This is a genomic window from Paenibacillus dendrobii, assembly GCF_009807035.1.
Classification (GTDB): Bacteria; Bacillota; Bacilli; order Paenibacillales; family Paenibacillaceae; genus Paenibacillus_AQ; species Paenibacillus_AQ dendrobii.
On sequence record NZ_WUBI01000001.1, the window covers coordinates 298559 to 321941 of the forward strand.

Sequence of the window (23383 nt, forward strand, 5' to 3'; positions counted from 1 at the left end):
GAGGGGTTTTTTGATTTGTGGGAATTGAAGAGGATGCTGGCGGGGATATTAAATGCCCGCAAAACGCCCACAAAAATTATCAGAGGTTTTTACTTCAGAAAATTTCTCCTTTTCAAATTTGCTTAATATTTTCTTATCTTCAATTTTCTTAGAGATGTGAGCATAAATATCCCTGGAGAAGATTCAACTTAAAGACCATGTTCGTGATGAGAGAGGTCAATTTAATGTTATCAAATCCCGTGGACGGGTACGCGATGGTCGAAACCCACAGCATCTATCGTTTGTACTCATGTGATGTTCAAGCTGATCAAATTGACAGATGACGAGCGGATTTCGATCTGCAGGGCAATCTTCTGCTGTTCGTTCAGGCTTTTCGTAGGCGGTGGTGATGACCGAAACGTTATTCTGGTGGAACACCCCAGATGATCTAAATTATGGTTGACACCATAGCCAGAAACAATAAAAATAAAATGAGGTCTAACATTTAACCTACAAAAGGAGCTAATGGAATTTATGCACGATATAACTTTTCACAATAATATAATTACAGTGAATAAAAAAACTCAAATTGTAATTAATAATTTGCAAATTCAAGAACAATTGGGGAACGGCGCAAATGGTGTTGTTTTTAAATGTTTGGATACCCTATTTAATCGGACAGTAGCATTAAAATTATGGATGCCTAGAAAAGGGCAGAAATATCCCGATCCGGACCGTTTCAAGGCAGAGGTACAAAAGTTGGCTGCTCTAGAAAATGAAGCTATTGTATCAGTTTTTACTGGGGACTATCAAAATGGTTACTGTTACGCGGTCATGGAGTATATCCCCGGAGTTACACTAGAAAAATGGCTGGATAGATCTAGAAATGAAAAAGAAAAATTGAAATATGCTCAAAAAATTATTAAGGTCATGGAGTATTCCCATGCTGAAGGGATCTACCATGGTGACTTGCATGCTGAAAATATTATGATTAATGATGATCAAGTTAAAATACTTGATTTTGGTACCAGTATCTTTAGTCCTGCCTCATCCATGTTAAGAGCGTCATATCTTATGTCTCAAACCTTGGGGAAGCTAATCCCGGAAAAATATTATTCATTAATTCATCCTCAAATTGTACAGTTTATTGAAACCAAAAATTGGAACGTCATCAGAGATATGTACAGCACAAATGACTATGTTTCGCCAGAGTATGTGTTAGGAAGTTTCGAAGTACTAATCGAATTTATTGCTGCGGATATGGATTACTTTGGGAAACTGACGGATGTTCATAGACTATATAATGATTTAGCTCTTTATTTAATGAGAGCTCCATTTTTGCAACTTAACAATCTGGTTGAACTGTTAGAAAGAGAGTATAGTAAAAAAGAGGTCACTTATTTCTTTGATAGATTCTGGGATCATGCTTTCTTTTCTGAAAGTCATATAATTGAGCTCATGAGTGAAGAATTTAAAGATCTAATCAGTAATATGACTCCTGTTGATAATGCCCTTCAAATGTACGACAGCCTTAATCTGAGATTTATATATAATAGTGATGAATATATGGTATGGAGAGATTTCTATAGTAAATACATAAAATTTGATCTTGAGTCATTACTCATCATCTGAGCATAGTTGGTTCCGGCAACTACTGGCCAAGTCTATAAAAGTACTCTTGATTCCTTCGTAGGAGGTGTCGGAGAAACTATAATTTTAAATCGGAACACCAGTAAAGTGAACCCATCATTTAGAACTATGCAGAAGCCACTTGGTCCAGTTGAGATTCGTCTGTTTACATTCCAAATAATATTTCGTAAGATATTCTAACATACACGGACGCATCGTTATGCAATCCGATCCGAAGGCATCGGTAAAAAAGGCTCACCTGCAATTTGCAGGGAGCCTTTCTTTTTTTCCTTTTCTTGTAGAAGAAAAAATACTCTTGCCTTTCACAAAAGGGACTATCGGTTTAGAAAAGATCACAAAACTAGTCGAAAGAATTCCAGACTCCTTTAGAAGATTGATTCAGTTATATTTTGAAGAAATGTTATCTTTACGAGAGAAACAGATTAAAATGGGTGCTTTAAAACCTTTGAAAATAAATTCCATACTGTCTGATATTCAAAGATTTAACCTTCTGATAAATTGGATTCAACTTAACTCTAATGAGGTAACTTCTTGGGATATGCTACAGGAAAGACACGTGCAAGACTATTTATTATCTTTAAGTCTTTCGGTACGACAACTAGCCATTAAGAACCTATTGCTGTTGTTTGATTTAGCCAGGAAGAAAAGCATTATTACTCACGTCCCTTTAATAGACACTCCCATCCGTGAGCTTCCTCCACGTACACAGGCATTGTCCTTCGAGGAACTTCAGAAATAGCAAGGTTATCGAAGAAAGCTTAGAATCAAAGGCTCTAGAGGCCTTACTAAGCAGTTTATGTTTTTATCATGGATTATCAACCAGCCAAATATCAAAAATTAAACTTAAAGATGTAGATCTCGATTCAACAAAGTTATACGTATATGGTCGTCCTCCGGTTTTTTTGTCAAATCAGGAATATGAGGCATTACGAAATATCTTGTTGAAAGATCAAATATAAAATCTGAAGAACTAAGAACATTTTTATTTATAAGGAACATTGGAGTAAGGGGTTTATATGAAGACAAGCCCGTGAGCCCCGATTTTATTGCTCATTAGTTAAATCATTAACAGAGCACACTCCAAGAAGTTTAAGGATGAATTGTTTTGATTCTTTTGCAGCAAATTATGGGCCACAAATTCTAATAGAAGCTTTTGGACTTTCAATTACTAACGCTAAGAGATTCGGAAAGTTTGAGGATTACTTACTGGAGGAAGAAATAAAAACTCAGAAGGTGCTTTGATTTGTTTCTATGAACAGCTTTTCAATTAAGAATCAGACAGGACCGAATAATAAAAGCAGTGGCAGTTTTGGAGAGAGAAGTACAAAGCTGCCACTGCTTTTATTAACTAAAATATTTTTTAGGCATCAGCCAATCCAATTAGGTTTTGAAATGCCCGAGGCTTTAATACAGAAGTAATAACCATGATCTGCTTACTAAGCCAACCCAAGTAAGCGTTATTACTGTTCGGTAAAATAAAGTATTAGACTGGAGTCATTGATTTAAGAATCGTCAGCTTTTGAAAAATAAGATTTAGATTGATCCATTAATAAAAGCAGCGGCGAACCAAGACTTGATAAATAAAGTCTTGGTTCGCCGCTGCTGTTGTCGTTCCACTAACGTTTCCCGTTAGAATAAATAATGAATAACATAATATGAGAAACAAATCCCCTAATAGTAACGCTAATTGTGTTTAGCGACTATCAAAAAACAAGTATATCAAGAAATTATCGAATGGGTTTAATTCTTCAAATTCTCTTCACCCCAATCATACATTGCCTCTATAATTGGAAAAAATTTCGATCCTAAATCTGTTAATGAATACTCTACTCTTGGCGGAACTACCTTGAATACTTCACGATGGATTAATTTATCCTGCTCTAGTTCCCTCAACTGTTTTGTCAACATGGCCTCTGTAATCTCCGGAAAACATCGACGGATCTCTCCAAAACGTCTAGTCTCCTCTGAAAGATACCACAGTAGCAATAGTTTCCATTTCCCTCCTAACATTTGTTGGACTTTTGTTAAACCACAGTCAGGTGTACGAAACTTAGTATTTTTAGTCACATTTCTCCTCCTAAAATAGCCAATTAAAATCTCATTACTATCAAAAAACATAGTACCTATTAAAAATAACAGTACTTGTTATTATCGCTTGTAAGAAATAAGGTAATAGTACCACGTTTGCTGTGGTTTTAAAATAATTTGTTTCATGATGGAGGAATGGAAATAAAACTTTGATCATTTGGCCAATCTTGATAAATGGACAGAGAAAAGTAAGTTTCATTGTAAATTTATTACTAAATTATAGCCAAAATAGACTTGTACCATAAGGATTACGAAGGAATAATTTTACGGGAGCATTTAGGAGTACCTTATCAATATGGACGTACTCATTATTAACGTAAGGAGGTGATTTAAATACTTTAGAATTTATCGATTTTAGATATGGCACCAGTAGACGCTGGTTCCACAGACAAGGATGCATTGTTAAATTCAGTTACATTAGCGAAAACCGCTGATGAGTTGGGATACACACGATACTGGGTTACTGAGCATCACAATATGCAAATTCATTGTAGGCTCTTCTCCTGAAGTTTTACTTGGTCAAATTGCAGCTCATACAAAACGAATACGGGTTGGATCAGGCGGTGTAATGCTTCCTAATATTCCCCACTAAGAGTTGCCGAAAGTTTCAAATTACTAGAGACTTTTTTTCCTAATCGCGTGGACTTAGGGATTGGACGTGCCCCTGGAACAGATTACAAAACAGCACTTGCTTTACGCCGATCCTTCGAGCCTTTACACGCAGATAATCTTCAAGAACTACTTCATGAGTTGAAAGGATATGAAGGGCATAGCGAGACGGATCCAAGCTATCCATTTGCGGATATAGTTGCCGTCCCACGGGAGGTGCGGCTTCCACCGCTATGGATTTTAAGTTCAAGTTCTTATAGTGCTGAACTTGCTGCGCTTGAAGCTATTAATTACTCGTTTGCTTACAATTTCAATTCTATTGGAGCACGTGAAGCCGTAACGAAGTATCTAAACCTTTATCTTCAACACCATAACGTTAGGGCACCAGCTTAGGGCACTTCAACGGTTTTGATCCACTGAAGGCACATGAGTTAAAGTTTTCTGAAACGCATCATCAAGCGGCACAATCGTATTTATCTACTGTTGTAATTGGTACGTGGAGCGAATTGAAGGCAAAATTGGACATTTTGGCGGATACCCTAGGTGTCCAAGAACTCATCGTGTCAACTGCCCAAGAAGGCTTTGATACGCGATTAAAATTGTATGAGAAACTTGCTGAGCTCTATAATCTACAACGAAACTAAAACTATACCCATGAAAGGTGATATTAAAATGAATCTTAACAATCAAAAATTGATTTTAGTTACGGGCGCTACTGGATTACAAGGCGGTGCTGTTGCAAATGAAGCATTAAAACAGGGATTTAAAGTTCGTATTTTAGTTAGAGATATAAATTCTTCTAAAGCCCAGGCGCTTATTCAAAAAGGGGCAGAAGCTGTAGTAGGGAACTTCGATGACCCATCCTCTTTGGAGAATGCTATGAAAAATGTCGATGCTGTTTTCTCTGTACCGATTTCTGGAGTGGATACTAATGAAACGGATAGAGAGAGAAAACAGGCTTTTGCATTAATTCAAAGCGCAAAAAAAGTTGGCGTAGAACAATTTGTGCACACTTCTGTTGCAGCCACAAGCAGATATACTGAGTTCCCTGATTGGGGAACAGGTTATTGGTTTGAGAAGTATTGGACAGATAAGTGGGATATAGAGGAGGCTGTTCGTTCAGCAGGCTTTCCTACATGGACTATCGTGAAACCAGCAGCTATTATGGAAAATTTCACTGCTGAAAAATCTGGGTTCATGTATCCTGATTTACAACAAGGGGAAATAAAAACGGTTACGTTTGCGGATACACCTATAGATCACATTGCAGTTGAAGATCTTGCTTCTTTTGTTTGTGCAGTCTTTGCAAATCCTGAAAAATTCAATAAACATAATATTGAGTTAGCTGCCGAATCGATTTCATATAAAAAAATTGCCGAGATTATCTCGGAGGTAACAGGAAAAGAGCTTAAAATTACAACACTTAGTATTGAAGAAGCATTAGAGCAAGGAATTCATCCATTATCTGTACGAGGTGAGCAATGGAATAACGTAGCTGGTTATAATGTAGATATTGATTTATTAAAGACTTACAATATCAAATTAATTTCGTTTAAAGAATTTGCAGAAAAATATAAAGACAAGTTTAAAATAGATTAACCGCCAGTTAGATGAAAAAAGCAGCCGATCATAATGAGCGGCTGCTTTCTTGGTTTTATTGAACTAACGTTTCCCGTTAACTTAATAATGTATTGACAGTCTAATACTATATTTTCTATACACATTATTTACTCATGTTACATCTTCGAACAAATGCAAATGAATCATTTGCGGTTGCAAACAAAAAGACCTTTAATGTTAAACATCGTACAACTGAACATTATCATTTCCATCCAAACTCCTTTTTACGATATCCCGTGATCAATACCTCAGCATATGGCCAATTAATGCTCTTTTTTCCGAGCCATGCGATCGGCGGCTTACATACTGGCTGTTTTTACGCTTGCCGACCATATCCTCCATGCCTTTGCTTCAATCTGCGTAAACAGTTCTTCACCGGCACCCTCAATATACGGAGTGACTCCGATCGCCTTCCCGGGTATATTATTCGATTGAAGTTAGGGGCGATGAGAGTAGTAACCTGTTATTGTGTAACTTCAGCGTGTTTTTTTGTACAACATCTTTCTTATAGTTCTCAATCCATGATTTTAAATAGTCTACTAAGGTGAGATTTATTTGCTCGTAACCTAGTTGTAGATTACTTGAAAATTCAGCTACTGCATGCTCTGACTCTGGTTCGTTTGAGTTGCTTATTGTAGCCCCGAAGCGAAGCTCGTTAGCTGCATTGGAAGCCCCGTGGTATCCCATTCGAACTGTCAGATATATTGATCCGCGTGTTTGATGCCTACGGCCGATACGGAATCGATCTTGAGCAAGCAATTCACCGAGAAAATGACCTATAACGCTACCCGACCAACACGTCATTGGGGTATCGTCCTTTAATCCACCTGTTACTAAATAAAGTAGGCCGGGAGTTCGGTGAAAACAGGAAGAAGATCATAAATCATAAAATTGCGAAGGATTATCCACAGCAAAAAGCTCTATGTGCCCACAACTAGGGCAAACAAATGGCAGTACTCTCGACATTTTTGATTTGAAAAAACCAGTTGACTTTGTAATAACAAGACCAGCTTCTCCTACTTTTGATATATTATCAACCTGAGTCATTTTTTCTTGGCATCTTAAACAGTTAATTTCTTTTTCTTTCAATAGATTTCACCCTTCACTTCGTTATGTATAAATCAACAATATCACATAAGCAGTTGTGTTGATACGTGAACAAATTGCAACCCTATTATAAATTAACTTGGGTTTAGCACAGGAGGGGATACGAGGGAAACATGTTTTGAGTTAAAGGAAACAACGCTGTATACCAAAAAAGGTAGCTAAAATACCAACAATTAAAGCCATTACTCCACGTAACTTCATTGATGACAAGGTAACATCATTCTGCTCAACATCATCAAGTATATGTTTAAACATTCTGAACCACCAATTATCTGAATCTTTAATAGCCCATATGCCAATTGTAATCAAGGGAGCACCAACCAAAATCATTAAAATACCTAATCCCATTTAAATCAACTCCTTATATAGGGAACGCAATAAAATGCTAAAAAGTTACATTTAAGCATAGGAGGGGATAAGGAGAATGAAAGCATCGCGAATACTACATACACTATCCCGGCGGCAAATGGAAATTGGCTGATTGGATTATAGAGCATATGCCGGAACATTCAGTATATTTGGAGCCATTCTTCGGATCCGGCGCAGTTCTTTTCAATAAAGAGCCTTCGATACTGGAGACGGTAAACGATGGCGATTGGGATTATGCGAACCATCAGCAAGTGATTGAGAACGGGAGGGGCAGGACGGAAGCTCTCTGAATGAACCACGTGGCAGCAAAGCAGCAGGGCGATTAACCCTATTTTAAGCAAGGGAGATATGAACAAAAATCCTATTGAGTCGGGGTTCCTCCATTCGCTTAGAGGCAATCTCGAGCGAACAATTAAAGGGAACTGAGCAGAAGCAATAAGAAATTGAAGTGAAAAATGAAGGAGAAAAAGTTCATTTCATAATTTATGGGAGGGCTTTTTTTACGATTGTAAGCAGCAACGTAGAATGTAGAGGGTTTAACAATCCGTTCATTTGTTGGACTCCTATATAATGTCTTCATCTTGGATTGAGTCATTAATTAGGTTATATGGTTAAGCGTTGTTTTGCTCCAACCGTTTCATTTATTTACCGCTGTGCCCTTACCACCTTTCGATACAATCATAATATATGATGATCTTAATCATAAGGGAGGATGTACTCATGAGTGAAGTTGTAGGTGGAGTAGGATATGGATATGGTGGTATCGGCAGAAATACTGCAGCTATCTTAGTTCTATTCATTTTGCTCGTTATCATTACCAAATCCTTTTTGTTCTAAGTAAATAACACTTTGAGACTCTGCCAAGCAGGGTCTTCTTATTTAAACGCTAGGTGATTTACAGGGGGCCATTAATCCATCAAATAATAATTATCAGTGTATGATTAAAAATTAGGATTTTATCCAGTATCCGTTTTTAGTTATGGTACATAAACTATGAATGTAATACTGCGGATGGGAGGGATAAAGATGAGCGATTTTCACCACCATCATATACACAAGTCTTCAGCATTTATTTTGGTTCTTTTCATTTTGTTAGTAATCATAATTAGTTCTTTCTGTTCTTGGTAAGAAAATAAAATTAAACGCTCTTACTAGCTGTGATGGGGCTTTTACTTTTACAAACGAAATCATAGCTTGTGATTTTAACGCAAAATGTAAACGGAAGCGCTTGGCGATCCGAAAGCATCGGAAAAAGGCTCTCCTGCAATCTCAGGGGGCCTTTCACTTATTTTATATAGGCAATTATTATTCCGGCTCGTGTTTACAATACATATAATGATGCTGATGCAGGCTGCAAGCATACCGTCGCTCACGGGTTCCCATCGAACTACAATTATAAGATTGCTGATGTAAATTATTCACGAGAAGGTTTCGAATCCATATTCTAAAATAGATAAGAATATTCAAAGAACCGGCTGGCTATGTGCGGATAGGGTCTTTTTCTGTGGCTCTTGTTGTTTGATGTTCATTTTAAGCAAAAAGAAAGCTGTTTAAAAAAATACGTTAATTGAATTAATTTCTAATAAAACCCAATCATATTATCTTTCTTTCAATATAATAGAGCATGTCTAATAGAAGGAGGTGACTTGAGATGGCATTCTCAACGGGTACAGTAACAAATACTAGAGATGTTGGTACAGCGGCTTCTAATATCGTTGTGAATACAAGAAATTTAGATGCGGTAAATCCAGTTACGGTTGTCGTGGAGATATTCGCTTCTGTTAATTCCAGCACATTCTATACAGCGTACCTGACTTCGTATATAGTACCTCCCAATTCTTATAATGTAAGAGAGTTTTTTATTGCAGGAAATGTAGCTTATGAAGTTCAAATTAACCTTACTTCTTCAGTACCAACTCCAAATGTATTAATGTCTGTTTTCGGCATAAATGAATTCGGAAACCTTGTCACGGAACAACGTTATGCTCAGTCAGAATTGAGTCTTATTCCTGCGCTTAGTCCAGTTATGTAAAAAATCTTGAAGACCTCAGAAACAAAGACGGCTTTGTTCGCACAAAGTGCGAAAGAGCCGTTTTTTTTACGTCGGAGATATATGCACTTTTAACTACGCGAGCTTAATAATAAACCGAATGAAAACTGGACTACGCAGAATCCTTGACTTGGTCCAGTCTCCCATTAATAAGCTTTTAGAGTTTTTTTGAGATATACGAATATCCATCTGACGTCATTTGTGCACTATCATGACCGGGTTATTCTCGAACAAATTTCATATCTGTTCCTGCTTCAAGCACTTATTTTATATCCATCTCTATTTTTTTTCGACGCTGAAGAAAGAAAATTCTTAAAGCTATTAATGTGGGGATTATCATAATTGGCCAAATAGGGATTAATAATGACAAACCAACTCCTTTCACCTGGCAATCACTTAAACGGAGTGTGCACAATATACGAATAATGGTCAATTGAAATAACACGGTACTGTGATTTGTAATGAATGAATAAGCAAGGGAGAGATGAACGGACATGACGGAGAAAAAGGCACCCCTAGATTAGAGATTTATGTCATCAGTTTTTGTTTTGTCTAATCCGGTTTCTACGTCCTTTCATACTATGAAATATCTAATATGAAAGGATTGAATAATATGAGCATTCAGTTTATAGATATGAGAATTTCGTTAGATAGCCAACAAGATTCACCTGGGGTAGAACTAACCTCCTCTTCTCAACCTTATAGATTTGGAGATATCGGTTTACAAACAGCTGGTGTTTCGCCTAGCAATATAAGTTTGGTACGCGTAACGCTCAATGCGTATGCACGCTTACAAATGGCGCTCACAGCTGCGCCGAGTATTATTCCAAATGCCACCTTTACCATTTGGCGGAACGGTACTTTGATATTTACGACGACATATCAAAAAGCCGCGAGTCAAACCGATATGAGCTATGAGATGGCTGCGATCACTGCGGTTGATTTTCCCTCTGCTGCTGAAGTACAGAATGGATTGATTCAATACACTATCAGCGTAACGACAAATTATGGAGTAACTTTGGGAGCTCGGAGCTTTAGTGGAATTGCCGTTGCGGGTAGCAATGTATAAGCAGACAAAGACTCTAACGGATAGAGGCATTGGCCTGCCTCTGTCCTGGTACAACGGAGCGAAAACAGGTTGTTCATAGAGGCACATTTATGTAATATCGGACTAATGAACATCTTAAATACCGCTATGTTGATTCTTGTGTTGGATAAGTGCGAGATGACGTGGTAAGTTTGGCACTCGGATTATATACCGCACGTTAGTTACTCCTTGAATCATGTCAAAAAGAATTTCTTGCTCTTCGTTCTAGTGTACCAGATTATGTCCTTATACGAGTTACAGAAAACGGATGTCCTACGGGAAAGAACCCTGCTGCCAATATAGAAAGATCTTACTTGAGACGGTTATCCACATGAACTTAATATTTCCTATTACAAGCTATTTAGATTTCGGGATGCAGATAGTTCCAAAGAGGACCTTTTCCATCAATGTGGGATTGTGCGGGATGATTATTCAAAAAAACCAGCTTACGATATAATATGAAATTGTTTTGACGAATCAGGTAGAGTGGTACGCGGAAATTAGATGGTAGAGGCGTAGCCCTGCAAAGGAACGTTAAATATAGGGAGACGCTGAGTTGATTAAAGTTTATGAAAATATGGGCATAGTATCGAGAGTACATAAAGAGTCAGAAAGTGATTTGAAGAAAGCCGCCTGAGCCGGTACCTGCTTCAGGGGGCGCGGAATTAATGGGGAATAAATGAATCATACAACAGGTTCTTTGTTCAATAATACTCCCCAAATGGGGGGGAGATTATAATCATGAGGTAATGTAGTCAATTAGCTGCGGAATAAGATGAGAAGCGTCATAATCAATAAAAAAGAGGAGGCTTGTTTCTCTCCTCCCCCGTATGAAGCATCATTTAGCGTTGTAACAACAAATAACCGCTAATTGCAGACGTCTTTTTACTGAAAACGATTTTAAATCCTACATCGTTATCCAGCAAACAGGCTAAAGCTGTGCTTAGCAATGCATTGGGATGTAAATCCTGTCTGCAGGGCGAAGCATTTCCGATAATACGTGCAGCAATAATTCGACGCGAGGAACCTGGAATCAGAGGATTTCTTGACCAGCTAATCAAGACAAGATCTGGCTGTCGGGTTGCGTTGAGTCTAGCCATTTGGATCACCTCTTTACTAGTTTATCTGTATATTAAATGCAAAGAGGGAAGGAAACGTTCTGGATATAAACCCTAGATTTAATTGTCATTGATATGGCAGTGCCGAGGGGGAGTTGTTTCAAATAAGTTAAGCGGACTGAGCCCATGTCAGCACGGATGATAAAAAAGGACATATCGAGCATTGGCTTAATTTGCTGTGAAAGGTACTGAATGTGGTTCAACGTATTCTGAGCTTAAATATGACTTGTGATCCATTCATCTAATTTTTATATAGCATTTTAAGAAAAGTACGTTACCTAGTAAATTTATGATTGTTTAAATATAGAGAAGTTACAAAGATAAATAGGAAGAGGTGTTGGTATTACGGATTAAAAAGACTGCTAGAATTGGTAAAACGTTGTTTGTCGCAACAATCATGTTGGTATCCGTTGCAGGCTCTGCTTTTGCTGAGGAATTTTACCCTGATCGTGTATTTGTAAATGGACAAGAGATGATTTTGGATCGTAGTATTCACTTGACCCCCATTTTTAATGTTAGCCCACCAACTTCTATTGCGATATTGACGGATCAAAATACTTCTAATGCAGGAAAAGTTGTAGATCAAAATGCAAAAGAACATCTAACTGCTTACCTTACATACCGAATGGGAGATACTATTCCAGGCACCTATACTTGGCCAGAAGAAAGATATGGAGGAACACTTACCATGACAAATATCGTACAAGAGGGCTCTGAGATTAGTGTTACTTATGAGGGTTGGGTAGATAAAAACTTAAACTAAGGCCGTAATGCTCCTTACCTTTATAGATGAAATGCAATGAAATGAAAAAAGTGGACGGAGCATGATCAATAACAAAAAAAGCAGACAGCGATCACGTGAATCGTCTGTCTGCTTTTTCTCGTAACAAGCATGTTAATCATTCGTATCCGAACGCTTGAAGGACAATGATTGATTTTCCTCTTCGACTAATCAGGACTTTAGTTACTAGTTACTAAATTCTAAAGTTCATTTTATTGAGCTAATATAGTTCATTATAGCGATATAGATGGGGAAGAGTATTGCCATCCCTATGATGATTAGCCCGACTCCTCCCAGCGGCTCTTCTTGGGGGTCCGTAATGGGAAACAAAGAAGCGAAGACATAAACGAACAAATAAAAATAGGGGGCCCACAGAATTGAAGTGAAGTATTTCATTTTTCGATTATGGAGTTGGCGTTTTGTCAGAATATATAGCAAGATCGTGGAACTGATAAAAATGAACAGCATGGCCAGGCCAACCCAAGTATTTATATCGCGCAAACCCGTGAGTCGTTGAAGACGATAGACGTTAACCATCAGTTCAGATTGAGCAAATAGAACAAAGGCGTACAGTGCACTTATGTAATTCAGCTTCAGAAAACCCAACATTTTTTGCACCTCCCAGAGGGTTGAGGCAAGCTTACGATTTGTTTTAGTTAGAGATGAGACTATGACTGCGGAAGGACAAAGACTTGCGCAATGGCGCTCAGATCCACTTCGATCTCACCATCATCTGTTTTCACCAATAAGTTCTTTCTCCTGATTGATTTGGCTTGTCCCCTAATGATAACTCCTGTTTGGAGGAAAAGAATAACATGATATTCGTATTGAACTGCTCCTATGATGAATGGTGCAAAATCAGTCTCAAACATCTTATACCCCCATGTAGACATCATCGTTTAATTTTACCAGACATATCCATCCGCATCCATATATGATCTCAGCTAAGCGGGAAGAATGTGTATTTGATATCGAGACATTTGCAGTGATTTTAACATAATTTCCATTTAGCCCTTACCATCTGACGATTTATCCATAAGATATGGTGTGTTTTAAAAAAAGGAGGAGAATTTCATGAGCGAAGTTGTTGGAGGAGTAGGCGCAGGTTACGGTTACGGTTTTGGTGGCGGCGGTGTTGGCGCGATTCTGGTTCTGTTCATTCTGCTGGTCATCATCTCTAAAGCATTCATATTCTAAGAACACTTGGATATCCGAAGATCCTGCTGGCAAATGCCGGCAGGGTCTTTCCTTAACATCGCATCCAAATGAATATAAAAAAGACCCGGCGTACAGTTGTACTATCCAGGGTCTGTTATCTTTGGGGTGTAGCCCGTTTTACGGTCCAATAAGGAATGGTGATGGTTTCATTATCTTTCGTTACAATCTGAAAGGTACTGGAATCATTTTTTTGACAGATACCGCGCAAGAATTCACCGCTAACCAGATGAACAATTGTATCCGAACGGTTCTCCATGGCTTGTTGAATGTAGTTATATCCCATCGTGCATTTCTCCTTACATACGTATTTCTGGAAGTCCAGATATATATTAAACCGAATGCTTGTCATGTAAACAAAAAAATATTTACAAAGTTGTCATATATACAACGAAGATGAGGTAGCGTATAATGATGGTATGATACAAGTGTTGTTTTCACATCAAGGGTGCTTTCATTTGTTAAACTTCATGAAGGCTCCCTTTTTATATTTAGTTAGGGGTGCACTATGAACGAAGATATACATTTGTATTATCGCGGCATTGAAGAAAAAATAAGTTTTTTTGTGAAGGAACTATCGGGCATTAAGTATCTTAAAGGATCATCGGAAGTCGTGAGTGACGGAGCGTATGAATGGGAGACGTTATGCCCTGACGGGGAGCGCATTCAACATGATCTTTATCAGGAATATATGAGTGTCACGTCTTTGGTTCGAACTAAACTCGAACAGATGAACTCACCTTATATGGAACAATATAGCCAAAGTTGTGAATATGTTGCGGATATGATCCAGCAGCAATCGATTCTTTTTGTTGAAAAAATACAGGACGTTGCCGATGAGATCAAACGTCAGATTGATATCCAGCTCTTTTTAGTGATGAATCATACGTGAAATCATCCGTAAGTTAAGCATCAAGCCTTTCTTCCGAGGGTGTTGGACATGCTTTCTTTTTTTATTTTACTTCTCATTTTCGGAAGCACGAAATTCGTATAACAGTGTATCGATCTCCCTTGAAGAGGGGGATTTTTTTATGACATGCTATGGAATCTATAGAAATCAATCCTAAAACCTGAATTTCACACCTCCCTATTATCGGCATTTCCCTGCATAATGAGTTCATACCAAACAAAAGGGGATTAAACGATGGCGAAGATGTCGAAATTATTAAGCCTGGTGATGACAGGCACGTTGGCGCTCAGCCTTACAGCATGCGGCGGTGGCAGCAAGACCGATGAAGGAAGCACCTCTTCCAATGCTTCGGGAACATCCAGTAACACCACGGAAACGGTGAAGGAAAAGAACGTCACAATCACTTTCCAAAATATCTACCCAGATCCAACGGATCCAAAAAACAAGCTGATGAACAAGCTCGTGAAGCAGTATGAAACGGACCATCCGAATATTAAAATCGAACTGGATTCCCTGAACACTGACCAGCAAAAGCTGAAGCTCAAAACACAGGCCGCTTCCAAAGAAGTTCCGGATATCACGGTGGTGAATCCAGCAGCTCAAATGCAGCCTTTTGTCGATGCCAAGCTTCTTGCACCGCTGAATGACATGCTCGACCAAAACGGATTGAAAGACACGTTCCAGGACGGACTTTTGGACTGGTACAGCTTTGACGGTAATACATACGCTCTGCCAGACGGCAATAATATCGGCGTTGTGTATTACAACAAAGAACTGTTTGATAAAGCCGGCGTGAAAGTACCAACGACGTTCGAGGAAATGCTTGATGTCGTGAAGACATTGAAATCCCAAAAGATTCAACCGATGGCAATCGGTGAGAAGGACAGCTGGACCGGTTCCTTCCTGTTCATGAACATGCTGCTCCGCACAAACAACGGTCCTGGATTCCTGAAAGACGTTGTGGATAAAAAGAAAACGTTTGACGATCCTGCGTTCAAAGAAGCGGTAGACGCTTTCGAAAACCTGGTTCAAGCGGGTGCTTTCCAGGACGGGGCTACTTCCTTTGACTACAATGCCGGCGAAAACCTGTTCAAGACAGGTAAAGCAGCGATGTACTACATGGGAACATGGGCAACAGGCGGTATCGAAACCTCTTCCGTAAACGGCAAGGTTGGCGTATTCAAATTCCCTACCATCAACGGCAAGGGCAATCCGGATGAATTCATGCTCGCTCCAGGATCCGCATTTGCGATTTCGGCAGACAGCAAACACCTGGATGAAACCAAAGCATTCCTGAACTGGTTCATGATTAATTTCCCTAAAGAAGCGTTTGAAGCGAAAGGCGCAGTCGGTATCGGTCAAAAAGTGGACGGCGACTTTAAGGCAGCCGGATATTCCGATATGGCCATGGACGTTCTCGGTCTTTTCAAAGACGTGAAGGGTGGAGACCTGGCATTCGATAATACGATGAATCCGGGCACAGCTCAAGTTCACTTGACCAGCATCCAGAACCTTTTCGCTCAGAAAAAGGATGCAACCGAGGTAGCTAAGGAGCATCAAGCCGCTTTTGAGGCAAATAACAAATAAGCATGACCGTGGAGAAGGGAACGCGTGCGAAAAAACAGCATGCCGTTCCCTTCAGTTCCATGATGAACCAGCCAGAGAAGGAGGGGGTTAGTTGTGAACGTGCTGAAGGTCTCCCGCCTGACGATTGCCGCGTTTGTACTGCCTTGCTTAATCATTTATGTAGGTATCGTGTTTGTGCCGATTATCGTCTCCATGTACAGTGGTTTGCTGGACTGGAACGGAATTGGAGAATCGAAGTTTATCGGTCTTGAGAATTTCCGGAATCTGTTTTTCCATGATCCTGTTTTTTGGCCTTCCGTACGCAGAACGCTGATGTTTGCGGTTTTTTCCATGGCGGAAATTCCTGTGGCACTGCTCGTGGCGATTTTGCTGAAAAGATATGTGCGTCGTCCTAATTTTCTGGTTTCAAGTTATTTTCTGCCGGTCATTCTATCGGTTGTCGTCGTGGGACAGCTGTGGAAAACCATCTATAATCCAGCCTCGATGGGCGGTATGCTGAATCAGGTACTGACAACCATTGGTTTGGAATCCTGGACTCATACCTGGTTGACGGAACCGGCGGTTGCAATGTACTCTTTGTACTTTGTGGCACTCTGGCAATACCTGGGCTATCACACGCTGATACAATACACGGGAATTCTGAATGTTCCTGAGGAAATTTATGAGGCTGCGAGAATTGATGGAGCTGAAGGCTTTACCGCCGACCGCTACATCACGTTCCCGAACATCATCCCGATCTTTAAAATCTCAATTGTGCTGGCGTTCATCGGTTCGCTGCAGTCCTTCGACATGGTTATGGTTATGACGGGTGGTGGGCCGGCCCATGCCACGGATGTCATTTCAACCCATATGTACAACATGTCCTTCCTGTCCATGAAATATGGATACGGCAGTTCGATTGCGGCCTTCCTGGTTGTGCTCTGCCTCGCAGCTACATTCCTGATCAACCTGATCTTCAGCAAACTGGAGAAACGATTCTCGTAAAGGAGGAAAATCGCCATGAATACAAGCTCTGTAGTTCAACTGAATCAGCAGACGGCAACAGCCAGACGCAGACGGTTTTCCGTTGCGAAGACCATCGTGATCCTGTTCTTGTCCCTGCTCGTAGTCACTCAGGTTTATCCGCTATTGTGGCTGGTTCTATATTCACTCAAAACCAATGAAGAAATCTTGTCAGGCAGCTTTTTTGCCCTGCCGCATTCGTTCCAATGGAGCAATTACAGTGCGGCGCTTGAAGGGAACTATGTGCGTTATCTTCTGAACAGTTTGTTCGTCACTTCCGTGACCATGGCTGCAGTTATCTTGCTTAGTTCTCTCTGTGCCTTTGCTATCAGCCGCTTCCGCTGGAAGTACGGCCAAGTCGTCATGCTGTTATTCCTTGTGGGTATGATGATTCCGATGCAGGCAACCCTGCTGCCGCTGATGATTATTTTTAAGAATATTCATGTGCTGAATACCCATTTATCGCTGATCTTGCCTTATGTCGCCTTCGCCATGCCGATCGCTGTGTTCATCTTGAGCGGGTTTATGAGGTCCATTCCGCATGAGATCGAAGAGTCGGCAGTCATGGATGGCGCGAATGTTGGACGGATTTTCTGGAGCATTATCTTGCCTGTATCCGTTCCTCCGGTGATGACGGTATGTATTCTGACATTCATTAATATTTGGAACGAATACATTCTGGCAGCGACGTTTATCTCATCTGAGAAGCTCAAGACTCTTCCTTTCGGAGTCAACAGTTTTGTCAGCCAATATTCCGTGAATTACGGCGCGATTGGTGCGTATCTTGTGCTCGGCGCGCTTCCCGTGATCATTATTTACTTCCTGCTCGCGGACAAGATCACGCAGGGTATGGTGGCTGGAGCAGTAAAAGGGTAAACTTACAAAAAAGATAGTACGAGACAAGCGGTGAGTATGCTAAAATTGACACGAAATGTCGATTATCGAAAGGAGAACACATCATTTTTGTGAGACGCTTCCGATCCATACGCAACCGCTTGTTTCTTCTATTTTTGGGGTGCATGACCGGTATTTTGATCCTTATGAGCATTTTGTATTATAATCGTACGCTGGCCATCATTCATTCGAAAGTCAGCGATATTGCCGAGAAAAATATATCCCAAACCGCAGGCTTGTTTAACCTGATGCTTCAAGGCTATAACAGCTTGTCTAAATCGCTCAACAGTAACTATGAATTGACGCGGCTGCTGCAGGAAACGGAATCCAATCCGGCCGTCGGGGTTATTAATGAACGGACGATTACCAATATTATCGGAGCTGCCTACTATTCGCGAAGCGAAGTCGTGGGCATTCATATTTTATCGAAAGATGGTAAAGTGTACAGTTACGAAAGACAGTTTGCAGGCGTGATCGACAATAACTATGCCCAAACCGATTGGTACAAAAAACTAGGAGAGTCATCCGGAAATATGGTATGGCTGGGTCTGTATCCCGGATCGCCGATCAACACGATGCAGCAGCAGGATAAGGTGTTCGTCTTTGGACGCAAGCTGTATGACCTAACCAATCATAAGGAAATCGGTATTCTCGTGATTGAGACGAATCCATCGCCGATCATGGAAGCGCTATCGAATGTCAGTATCAGTCCTGGAACACGGGTATACATTCTGGGCGAGGATAATAAGATTATTGCATCATCCGGACAGAAGGGGGCGAAGCGACCGGAGCTTGATCAACTGCCGAGACCTTCTCCGGATGAGAATATCGTGGTCGACAGCACGTCAAACCAGTTAATTGTGGCTGCCAACACATCGATGGCAGGTTGGACCATCTATGGTCTCACGCCTAAAAAAGATATCAGGGCTGAAGTGTATCAAACGACGAAATTTTTGATTATCGTGGTGCTGATGCTGATCATATTGTCCACGGTGCTGGCATCGATCGTTTCTCGTAATATTGCCTCGCCGCTGAAGCTGCTCATCCGGGAAATGAAAAAGGTGGAAATGGGGAACTTTAGCGGTTCGGTCAACGTGAATTCCTTCGATGAGATTAACAGCTTGGTATCGTCCTTCAATCGAATGGTACACCGGATGGATGAGCTGATCGAGACAATCAAAATTTCTACGGTTAGTGAAAAGAACGCGCAGTTGCAGGCGCTGCAGTCACAGGTGAACCCCCATTTTCTGTACAACACACTGGACATGATCTACTGGATGCTGGATGAACAGGAGAATGAACGGCTGAGCCGGGTAGTGCTTTCTTTATCGCAAATGTTCAGATACAGCAGCAACTGGGAAGAAGCGTCGCGGACGACGCTGGGGCGTGAACTGGAACAAATACGTCATTATCTCACAATTATAGAAACGAGACTTGGCGGCAGGCTTCATACGGAAATTGCTGCTTACGAAGTTTGGCTAAGTGTCCCACTTCCCAAAATGACGATTCAGCCGATCATTGAGAATGCGGTGAAGTACGGATTGGAGCCGCAGGGAAGTATAGGTTTCCTGAAAGTCAGTACGGAGGCACACGAAGGTAAGCTCCAAATCATCATTGAAGATAACGGCGTAGGAATGGACGGACCGACACTGGAGAGAGTGAGAGAGACATTGTCGCAGAGACAATCGGGAGCATCAAGTTCAGGAGTCTCCGGACCAAGGCGCGGTATTGGGCTCCGGAATGTTCATGACCGGATTGTCATGATGTTCGGTGAAGCTTGCGGCTTAAATATCAACAGTGAAATGAATCAAGGTACAACGGTAGTGATCACCATTCCGATTCCGCCGAAAGGGGAGACTGATATTGAACATATTGATCGTGGATGATGAAAATGTAATCCGGGAAGGGATTAAGCGGACGATTCGGAGAGCGTTTCCCGAACATGGGGTTCAACTGGCCGAAAGTCCGGATGAAGCAGCAAACATCCTGAGAAGCGGCAATATTGATGTGGTGCTCACAGACATATTGATGCCTGGAATGACAGGCCTTGAATTCATGAAGCTGTCGAGAGGCAGTTATCCGCATGTCAAATGGGTCATCATCTCTGCCTATTCGGAATTTGCGTACGCCAAAGAAGCCGTGAGACTCGGGGCGAAGGATTATCTGCTCAAACCGATCGGCAAGGATTTGTTGGTTACCATGATCGGACAGCTGAGTGAGGAAGTCGAAAGGGAAGCGGAGCAAGAGCAGGAAGCGAAGATGCTTCGCACCAATCTGAAGTTTTTGCGGGAGGCGGTATTTCAGCGGTGGGCGATGGGTCTGGATATTGGAAATATGGACATCGCCCCGTTTGTGGAGCGGCATCCCCATTTTCAGTTGGCATTGATTAAGATGGAAAGCGACAAAGCCGTTCATCTGGAACATTATATTGTGGAAAATGTAATGACCGAGCTGATTGATAGGTATGGTGAGGGATTCGTCACCAGCCTGGACGGTAAAAGTTTGCTTGGTCTGATTACCGTGGAATCCAAAGACATCATGAAAAGCTTGGTTGATGAACTGAGGATGCATCTGAAAAAATATGTAAAGGTCCCTTTCCAGATCCAACTTTCGGATGAAATCTGGAACTTCCACAGCATACCGGCAGTCATTCAGCAAATGGGAAGGGATTCGGGGGCGCTGGAATTTGATTATTATGCTCCGGGCGGAAACCGTGCGATGGAAGTAGCGGTACAATATATCCGTGCTAACTATAATACCGATGTTACCCTTGAAAAAGTGGCATCCGTTGTGTTTTTGAATCCGGCATATTTAAGTCAGGTATTCAAACAGAAGACTGGCAGCGGTTTTAAGGAGTATGTAACGGGTCTTCGAATGGAAAAGGCGCTTCATCTGTTGGAGCATTCCACGCTAAAGCTGGCTGACATCGCCGAGAAGATCGGCTATCAGGATGCCAAGCACTTCACGCAGGTGTTCCGCAAACGCATGAATGTTACACCGACAGAATTCCGCCAGCGTTTGGCTGGGGATGCCGATATATGCCGGGTATGCCCCTAATTCAATCATACTGTATCTTTTTCTTAACGGATTAAAGCTCTGCCAAGTCCACCCTTAGGCAGGGCTTTTTGATGTGCTCGGACTTGCTGTTAAAATGGAACTTTTGTGCTCCCAATGAGTTGATTGAGTGTGTTTTAAGATAAGGTCATATGTAGAAGCACCTTCTTATTGAAAATTACGAACAAATGTTCTATAATTGATGTATGAGCAATGATGCAGCAATTGAGGGGAGTTACCCGGATTGAAAAAGGAAACTTGGAATGCTGTTGAACGGATGAGAGAGCAGAAGATACCTGGATTAAGCATGGCTTTTATCGAAAGTGGTAGGTTGAGTCGTCACGTATGCTTGGGGGAACTGGCTATGGGAGATGGACAACCTGTTCGACCAGATACGATGTTTAACGCATGCTCGATCAGCAAATTTGCTGCGGCTATGTTAGCTCTTGTGTTAGTGGAAGAAGGGGTACTGGGGCTGGATGGGGAAGTGAGCGATCATCTGGTTGCATGGAGAATTCCCGAACATCCCATGTATGACACCAGGAAAGTCACGCTGCGCAGGCTTCTTAGTCATCAAGCCGGTTTCGCTGATCCGAAAGGTAGCTTCAGCCACTATGCCAGAGAGCACGGCGCTCCCTTTATGGCTGAGCTTCTGGGAGGAACAACATATTATCGTAAAGAACCTGCTGGGTTAACGACGGAGCCTGGCAGCCGGTTCATATACTCGGATACAGGTTATTGCATACTTCAACTGATGATCGAGGATGTAACCGGTGAATCTTATGATGATCTTATGCGTGAAAAGATATTTGAACCATTACATATGAATCACAGCAGAATCGTAACGTCGCATTCAGAGATCCTTCCGGGATCAGCTATCGGACATAGCAAGGATGGCGAGAGGCTTCATATGCCTTATACCGTATATCCATATCCGGCAGCAGCCGGGTTGTGGGCAACGCCATCGGACTTAGTCTTATTGTTGACCGAACTTATGGCCTCCCTTCGCGGAGAGGGGGGCATTGGTATCTCGGCCAGAACCGCCAGTGAAATGATCGTCCCGCAAGGATGTTTTCAGTGGACAGGACTCGGCGTATTTCTGGATTCTTTTAACGGCCAACTGGAAATTTCTTCTCTTGGCTGGGGAGAGGGATATCAATGCGTGCTGATCGCGTATCCTGACACGGGCAAAGGAGCGGTATGGATGATGAACGCAGATCCTGGAGTTCATCAGTCGCAAAGTCTGCTTGGTGAGGCAGCAAGGCAGTGGCAGGAAGGGCAGTTTGACTAATGAATAATAAAAAGCCCTTGTTCTCTCCAGCGAAGGAACAAGGGCTTGTACATTTGTACGGCAATATTAAATTAATGAATATCCCGGAATAATCCGACGACCTTGCCAAGAATCGTAACATGATTCAGTCGCAGAGGCGTATAGGATGGATTCTCCGGTTGCAGGCGAATGTGATCCTTCTCTTTATAAAAAGTTTTCACTGTAGCCTCATCCTCGTCTGTCATCGCGACGACGATGTCACCGTTATCGGCTGTTTGCTGCTGGCGAACAATGACGTAATCCCCATTATGGATGCCTGCCTCGATCATACTGTCTCCCATTACCGAAAGCATGAATACTTTCTCATCCCCGACAAAATGCTGGGGAAGAGGGAAATAATCCTCAATGTTCTCTGTTGCGGTAATTGGCACGCCGGCTGTAACCTTTCCAACCACAGGAACTCTCGCAATCGTATGCGTGAACAGGTTGCTGCTCTCGGACTCTTCCTGACCCAAAATCTCAATGGCGCGAGGTTTCGTAGGGTCTCTGCGAATTAAGCCCTTCTTCTCGAGTCTGTCCAAATGACCATGAACAGTTGAGCTTGAAGCCAGACCTACAGCTTCACCGATCTCTCGAACGGAAGGCGGATAACCCTTGGCCCGCACTTCGTTTCTGATAAATTCCAATATCGCTTGCTGCCGGCTAGATATCTTCGACATTCCCCATCAACCCCATTAGTAACGTTTGGTAAAATTATAACATAGAACTACCGTTCGTACAAACACAAGTTCTAAAATACGGGTGGGGAAATTTCGGTGCACATATTAATGAAAGCGAGATAGAGATGGATATCTCTACTTCGGATGAAAGCTACTGATCAAATAGATTCTGCAGGTTTGTATTTCGGACGAAAAAAGGGGAACAATCGTTCGAAAAAAGTATTGAACAAAACATGTGTTCGTGTTATATTGTTATCATACAAGAACAAATGTT

Annotated in this window: 26 protein-coding genes; 18 read left to right on the forward strand and 8 right to left on the reverse strand. The window is 41.4% G+C overall.

Annotation, left to right across the window (positions count from 1 at the left end):
• Positions 1-513 precede the first annotated feature (513 nt).
• Together GRF59_RS01210 and GRF59_RS01215 are read left to right on the forward strand one after the other, a co-directional pair.
• A complete protein-coding gene (locus GRF59_RS01210; RefSeq protein ID WP_160495854.1) occupies positions 514-1611 on the forward strand; it encodes a serine/threonine-protein kinase in 1098 nt (365 codons plus the stop codon).
• Positions 1612-1828: 217 nt separating this feature from the next.
• Entirely contained in the window at positions 1829-2368 is a 540-nt protein-coding gene (locus GRF59_RS01215) for a hypothetical protein (RefSeq protein WP_160495855.1), read from the forward strand.
• Positions 2369-3369: 1001 nt separating this feature from the next.
• On the opposite strand, the gene GRF59_RS01220 is transcribed toward GRF59_RS01215, so the two are convergent.
• Positions 3370-3696: a winged helix-turn-helix transcriptional regulator gene (locus tag GRF59_RS01220; RefSeq protein ID WP_160495856.1), complete on the reverse strand. Its 327-nt coding sequence runs from the start codon at positions 3694-3696 to the stop codon at positions 3370-3372.
• A gap of 660 nt (positions 3697-4356) precedes the next feature.
• Here GRF59_RS01220 and GRF59_RS30200 point away from each other — a divergent pair.
• Both GRF59_RS30200 and GRF59_RS01230 read left to right on the forward strand, forming a co-directional pair.
• Positions 4357-4719, forward strand: a complete 363-nt coding sequence (locus tag GRF59_RS30200) for an LLM class oxidoreductase (protein ID WP_423802916.1) — start codon at positions 4357-4359, stop codon at positions 4717-4719.
• A gap of 210 nt (positions 4720-4929) precedes the next feature.
• On the forward strand, positions 4930-5925 hold the full coding sequence (locus GRF59_RS01230) for an NmrA/HSCARG family protein (RefSeq protein ID WP_237391580.1): 996 nt from the start codon (positions 4930-4932) through the stop codon (positions 5923-5925).
• An 897-nt stretch (positions 5926-6822) separates the two neighbouring features.
• Here the strand turns inward: GRF59_RS01230 and GRF59_RS01235 are convergent.
• Positions 6823-7035 carry a hypothetical protein gene (locus tag GRF59_RS01235; RefSeq protein ID WP_160495857.1) on the reverse strand — a complete coding sequence of 71 codons (213 nt, stop codon included), beginning with the start codon at positions 7033-7035 and terminating at the stop codon, positions 6823-6825.
• 141 nt (positions 7036-7176) lie between these two features.
• A complete protein-coding gene (locus GRF59_RS01240) occupies positions 7177-7401 on the reverse strand; it encodes a hypothetical protein (protein ID WP_160495858.1) in 225 nt (74 codons plus the stop codon).
• 98 nt (positions 7402-7499) lie between these two features.
• Here GRF59_RS01240 and GRF59_RS01245 point away from each other — a divergent pair, with 98 nt between their 5' ends.
• The 5 genes from GRF59_RS01245 to GRF59_RS01255 all read left to right on the forward strand — a co-directional run bounded on the left by GRF59_RS01245 (position 7500) and on the right by GRF59_RS01255 (position 10541).
• Positions 7500-7712, forward strand: coding sequence for a DNA adenine methylase (locus GRF59_RS01245; protein ID WP_423802941.1), 213 nt, complete (start codon positions 7500-7502; stop codon positions 7710-7712).
• A 430-nt stretch (positions 7713-8142) separates the two neighbouring features.
• Positions 8143-8259 carry a YjcZ family sporulation protein gene (locus GRF59_RS29590; RefSeq protein ID WP_237391581.1) on the forward strand — a complete coding sequence of 39 codons (117 nt, stop codon included), beginning with the start codon at positions 8143-8145 and terminating at the stop codon, positions 8257-8259.
• A gap of 189 nt (positions 8260-8448) precedes the next feature.
• The gene (locus tag GRF59_RS29595) at positions 8449-8550 is read left to right on the forward strand and encodes a YjcZ family sporulation protein (protein ID WP_237391582.1); all 102 of its coding nucleotides are present in this window, start codon (positions 8449-8451) and stop codon (positions 8548-8550) included.
• Between the two features lie 523 nt (positions 8551-9073).
• On the forward strand, positions 9074-9454 hold the full coding sequence (locus GRF59_RS01250; RefSeq protein WP_160495859.1) for a hypothetical protein: 381 nt from the start codon (positions 9074-9076) through the stop codon (positions 9452-9454).
• A gap of 631 nt (positions 9455-10085) precedes the next feature.
• A complete protein-coding gene (locus GRF59_RS01255) occupies positions 10086-10541 on the forward strand; it encodes a hypothetical protein (RefSeq protein WP_160495860.1) in 456 nt (151 codons plus the stop codon).
• Positions 10542-11401: 860 nt separating this feature from the next.
• Here GRF59_RS01255 and GRF59_RS01260 read toward each other — a convergent pair.
• Positions 11402-11659, reverse strand: coding sequence for a hypothetical protein (locus GRF59_RS01260; RefSeq protein WP_160495861.1), 258 nt, complete (start codon positions 11657-11659; stop codon positions 11402-11404).
• Between the two features lie 355 nt (positions 11660-12014).
• On the opposite strand from GRF59_RS01260, the gene GRF59_RS01265 reads away from it, so the two are divergent.
• On the forward strand, positions 12015-12440 hold the full coding sequence (locus tag GRF59_RS01265) for a hypothetical protein (RefSeq protein WP_160495862.1): 426 nt from the start codon (positions 12015-12017) through the stop codon (positions 12438-12440).
• Between the two features lie 225 nt (positions 12441-12665).
• Here the strand turns inward: GRF59_RS01265 and GRF59_RS01270 are convergent, their stop codons facing one another.
• On the reverse strand, positions 12666-13067 hold the full coding sequence (locus tag GRF59_RS01270) for a hypothetical protein (RefSeq protein ID WP_160495863.1): 402 nt from the start codon (positions 13065-13067) through the stop codon (positions 12666-12668).
• A 59-nt stretch (positions 13068-13126) separates the two neighbouring features.
• The gene (locus tag GRF59_RS01275) at positions 13127-13330 is read right to left on the reverse strand and encodes a hypothetical protein (protein WP_160495864.1); all 204 of its coding nucleotides are present in this window, start codon (positions 13328-13330) and stop codon (positions 13127-13129) included.
• 202 nt (positions 13331-13532) lie between these two features.
• Here GRF59_RS01275 and GRF59_RS01280 point away from each other — a divergent pair, with 202 nt between their 5' ends.
• Positions 13533-13655, forward strand: coding sequence for a dihydroorotate dehydrogenase (locus tag GRF59_RS01280; protein WP_160495865.1), 123 nt, complete (start codon positions 13533-13535; stop codon positions 13653-13655).
• A 115-nt stretch (positions 13656-13770) separates the two neighbouring features.
• Here the strand turns inward: GRF59_RS01280 and GRF59_RS01285 are convergent, their stop codons facing one another.
• Positions 13771-13959, reverse strand: coding sequence for a hypothetical protein (locus GRF59_RS01285; RefSeq protein WP_160495866.1), 189 nt, complete (start codon positions 13957-13959; stop codon positions 13771-13773).
• Positions 13960-14181: 222 nt separating this feature from the next.
• Here GRF59_RS01285 and GRF59_RS01290 point away from each other — a divergent pair, with 222 nt between their 5' ends.
• The 7 genes from GRF59_RS01290 (at position 14182) to GRF59_RS01320 (ending at position 22411) form a co-directional block, all read left to right on the forward strand.
• Positions 14182-14565, forward strand: coding sequence for a hypothetical protein (locus GRF59_RS01290; RefSeq protein WP_160495867.1), 384 nt, complete (start codon positions 14182-14184; stop codon positions 14563-14565).
• A 252-nt stretch (positions 14566-14817) separates the two neighbouring features.
• The gene (locus tag GRF59_RS01295) at positions 14818-16170 is read left to right on the forward strand and encodes an extracellular solute-binding protein (protein WP_160495868.1); all 1353 of its coding nucleotides are present in this window, start codon (positions 14818-14820) and stop codon (positions 16168-16170) included.
• A gap of 93 nt (positions 16171-16263) precedes the next feature.
• Positions 16264-17154 carry an ABC transporter permease subunit gene (locus GRF59_RS01300; protein WP_160495869.1) on the forward strand — a complete coding sequence of 297 codons (891 nt, stop codon included), beginning with the start codon at positions 16264-16266 and terminating at the stop codon, positions 17152-17154.
• Positions 17155-17169: 15 nt separating this feature from the next.
• Entirely contained in the window at positions 17170-18048 is an 879-nt protein-coding gene (locus tag GRF59_RS01305; protein WP_160495870.1) for a carbohydrate ABC transporter permease, read from the forward strand.
• Between the two features lie 164 nt (positions 18049-18212).
• Complete coding sequence (locus GRF59_RS01310; RefSeq protein WP_341479988.1) at positions 18213-19952, forward strand: sensor histidine kinase; 1740 nt, start codon at positions 18213-18215, stop codon at positions 19950-19952.
• Positions 19930-21123: a response regulator gene (locus tag GRF59_RS01315; protein WP_160495871.1), complete on the forward strand. Its 1194-nt coding sequence runs from the start codon at positions 19930-19932 to the stop codon at positions 21121-21123. Before GRF59_RS01310 ends, GRF59_RS01315 begins: the two co-directional genes overlap by 23 nt.
• A gap of 241 nt (positions 21124-21364) precedes the next feature.
• Positions 21365-22411, forward strand: coding sequence for a serine hydrolase domain-containing protein (locus GRF59_RS01320; protein ID WP_237391583.1), 1047 nt, complete (start codon positions 21365-21367; stop codon positions 22409-22411).
• A 71-nt stretch (positions 22412-22482) separates the two neighbouring features.
• Here GRF59_RS01320 and lexA read toward each other — a convergent pair whose 3' ends face one another.
• Entirely contained in the window at positions 22483-23109 is a 627-nt protein-coding gene (lexA, locus tag GRF59_RS01325; RefSeq protein ID WP_136605957.1) for a transcriptional repressor LexA, read from the reverse strand.
• Positions 23110-23383 lie beyond the last annotated feature (274 nt).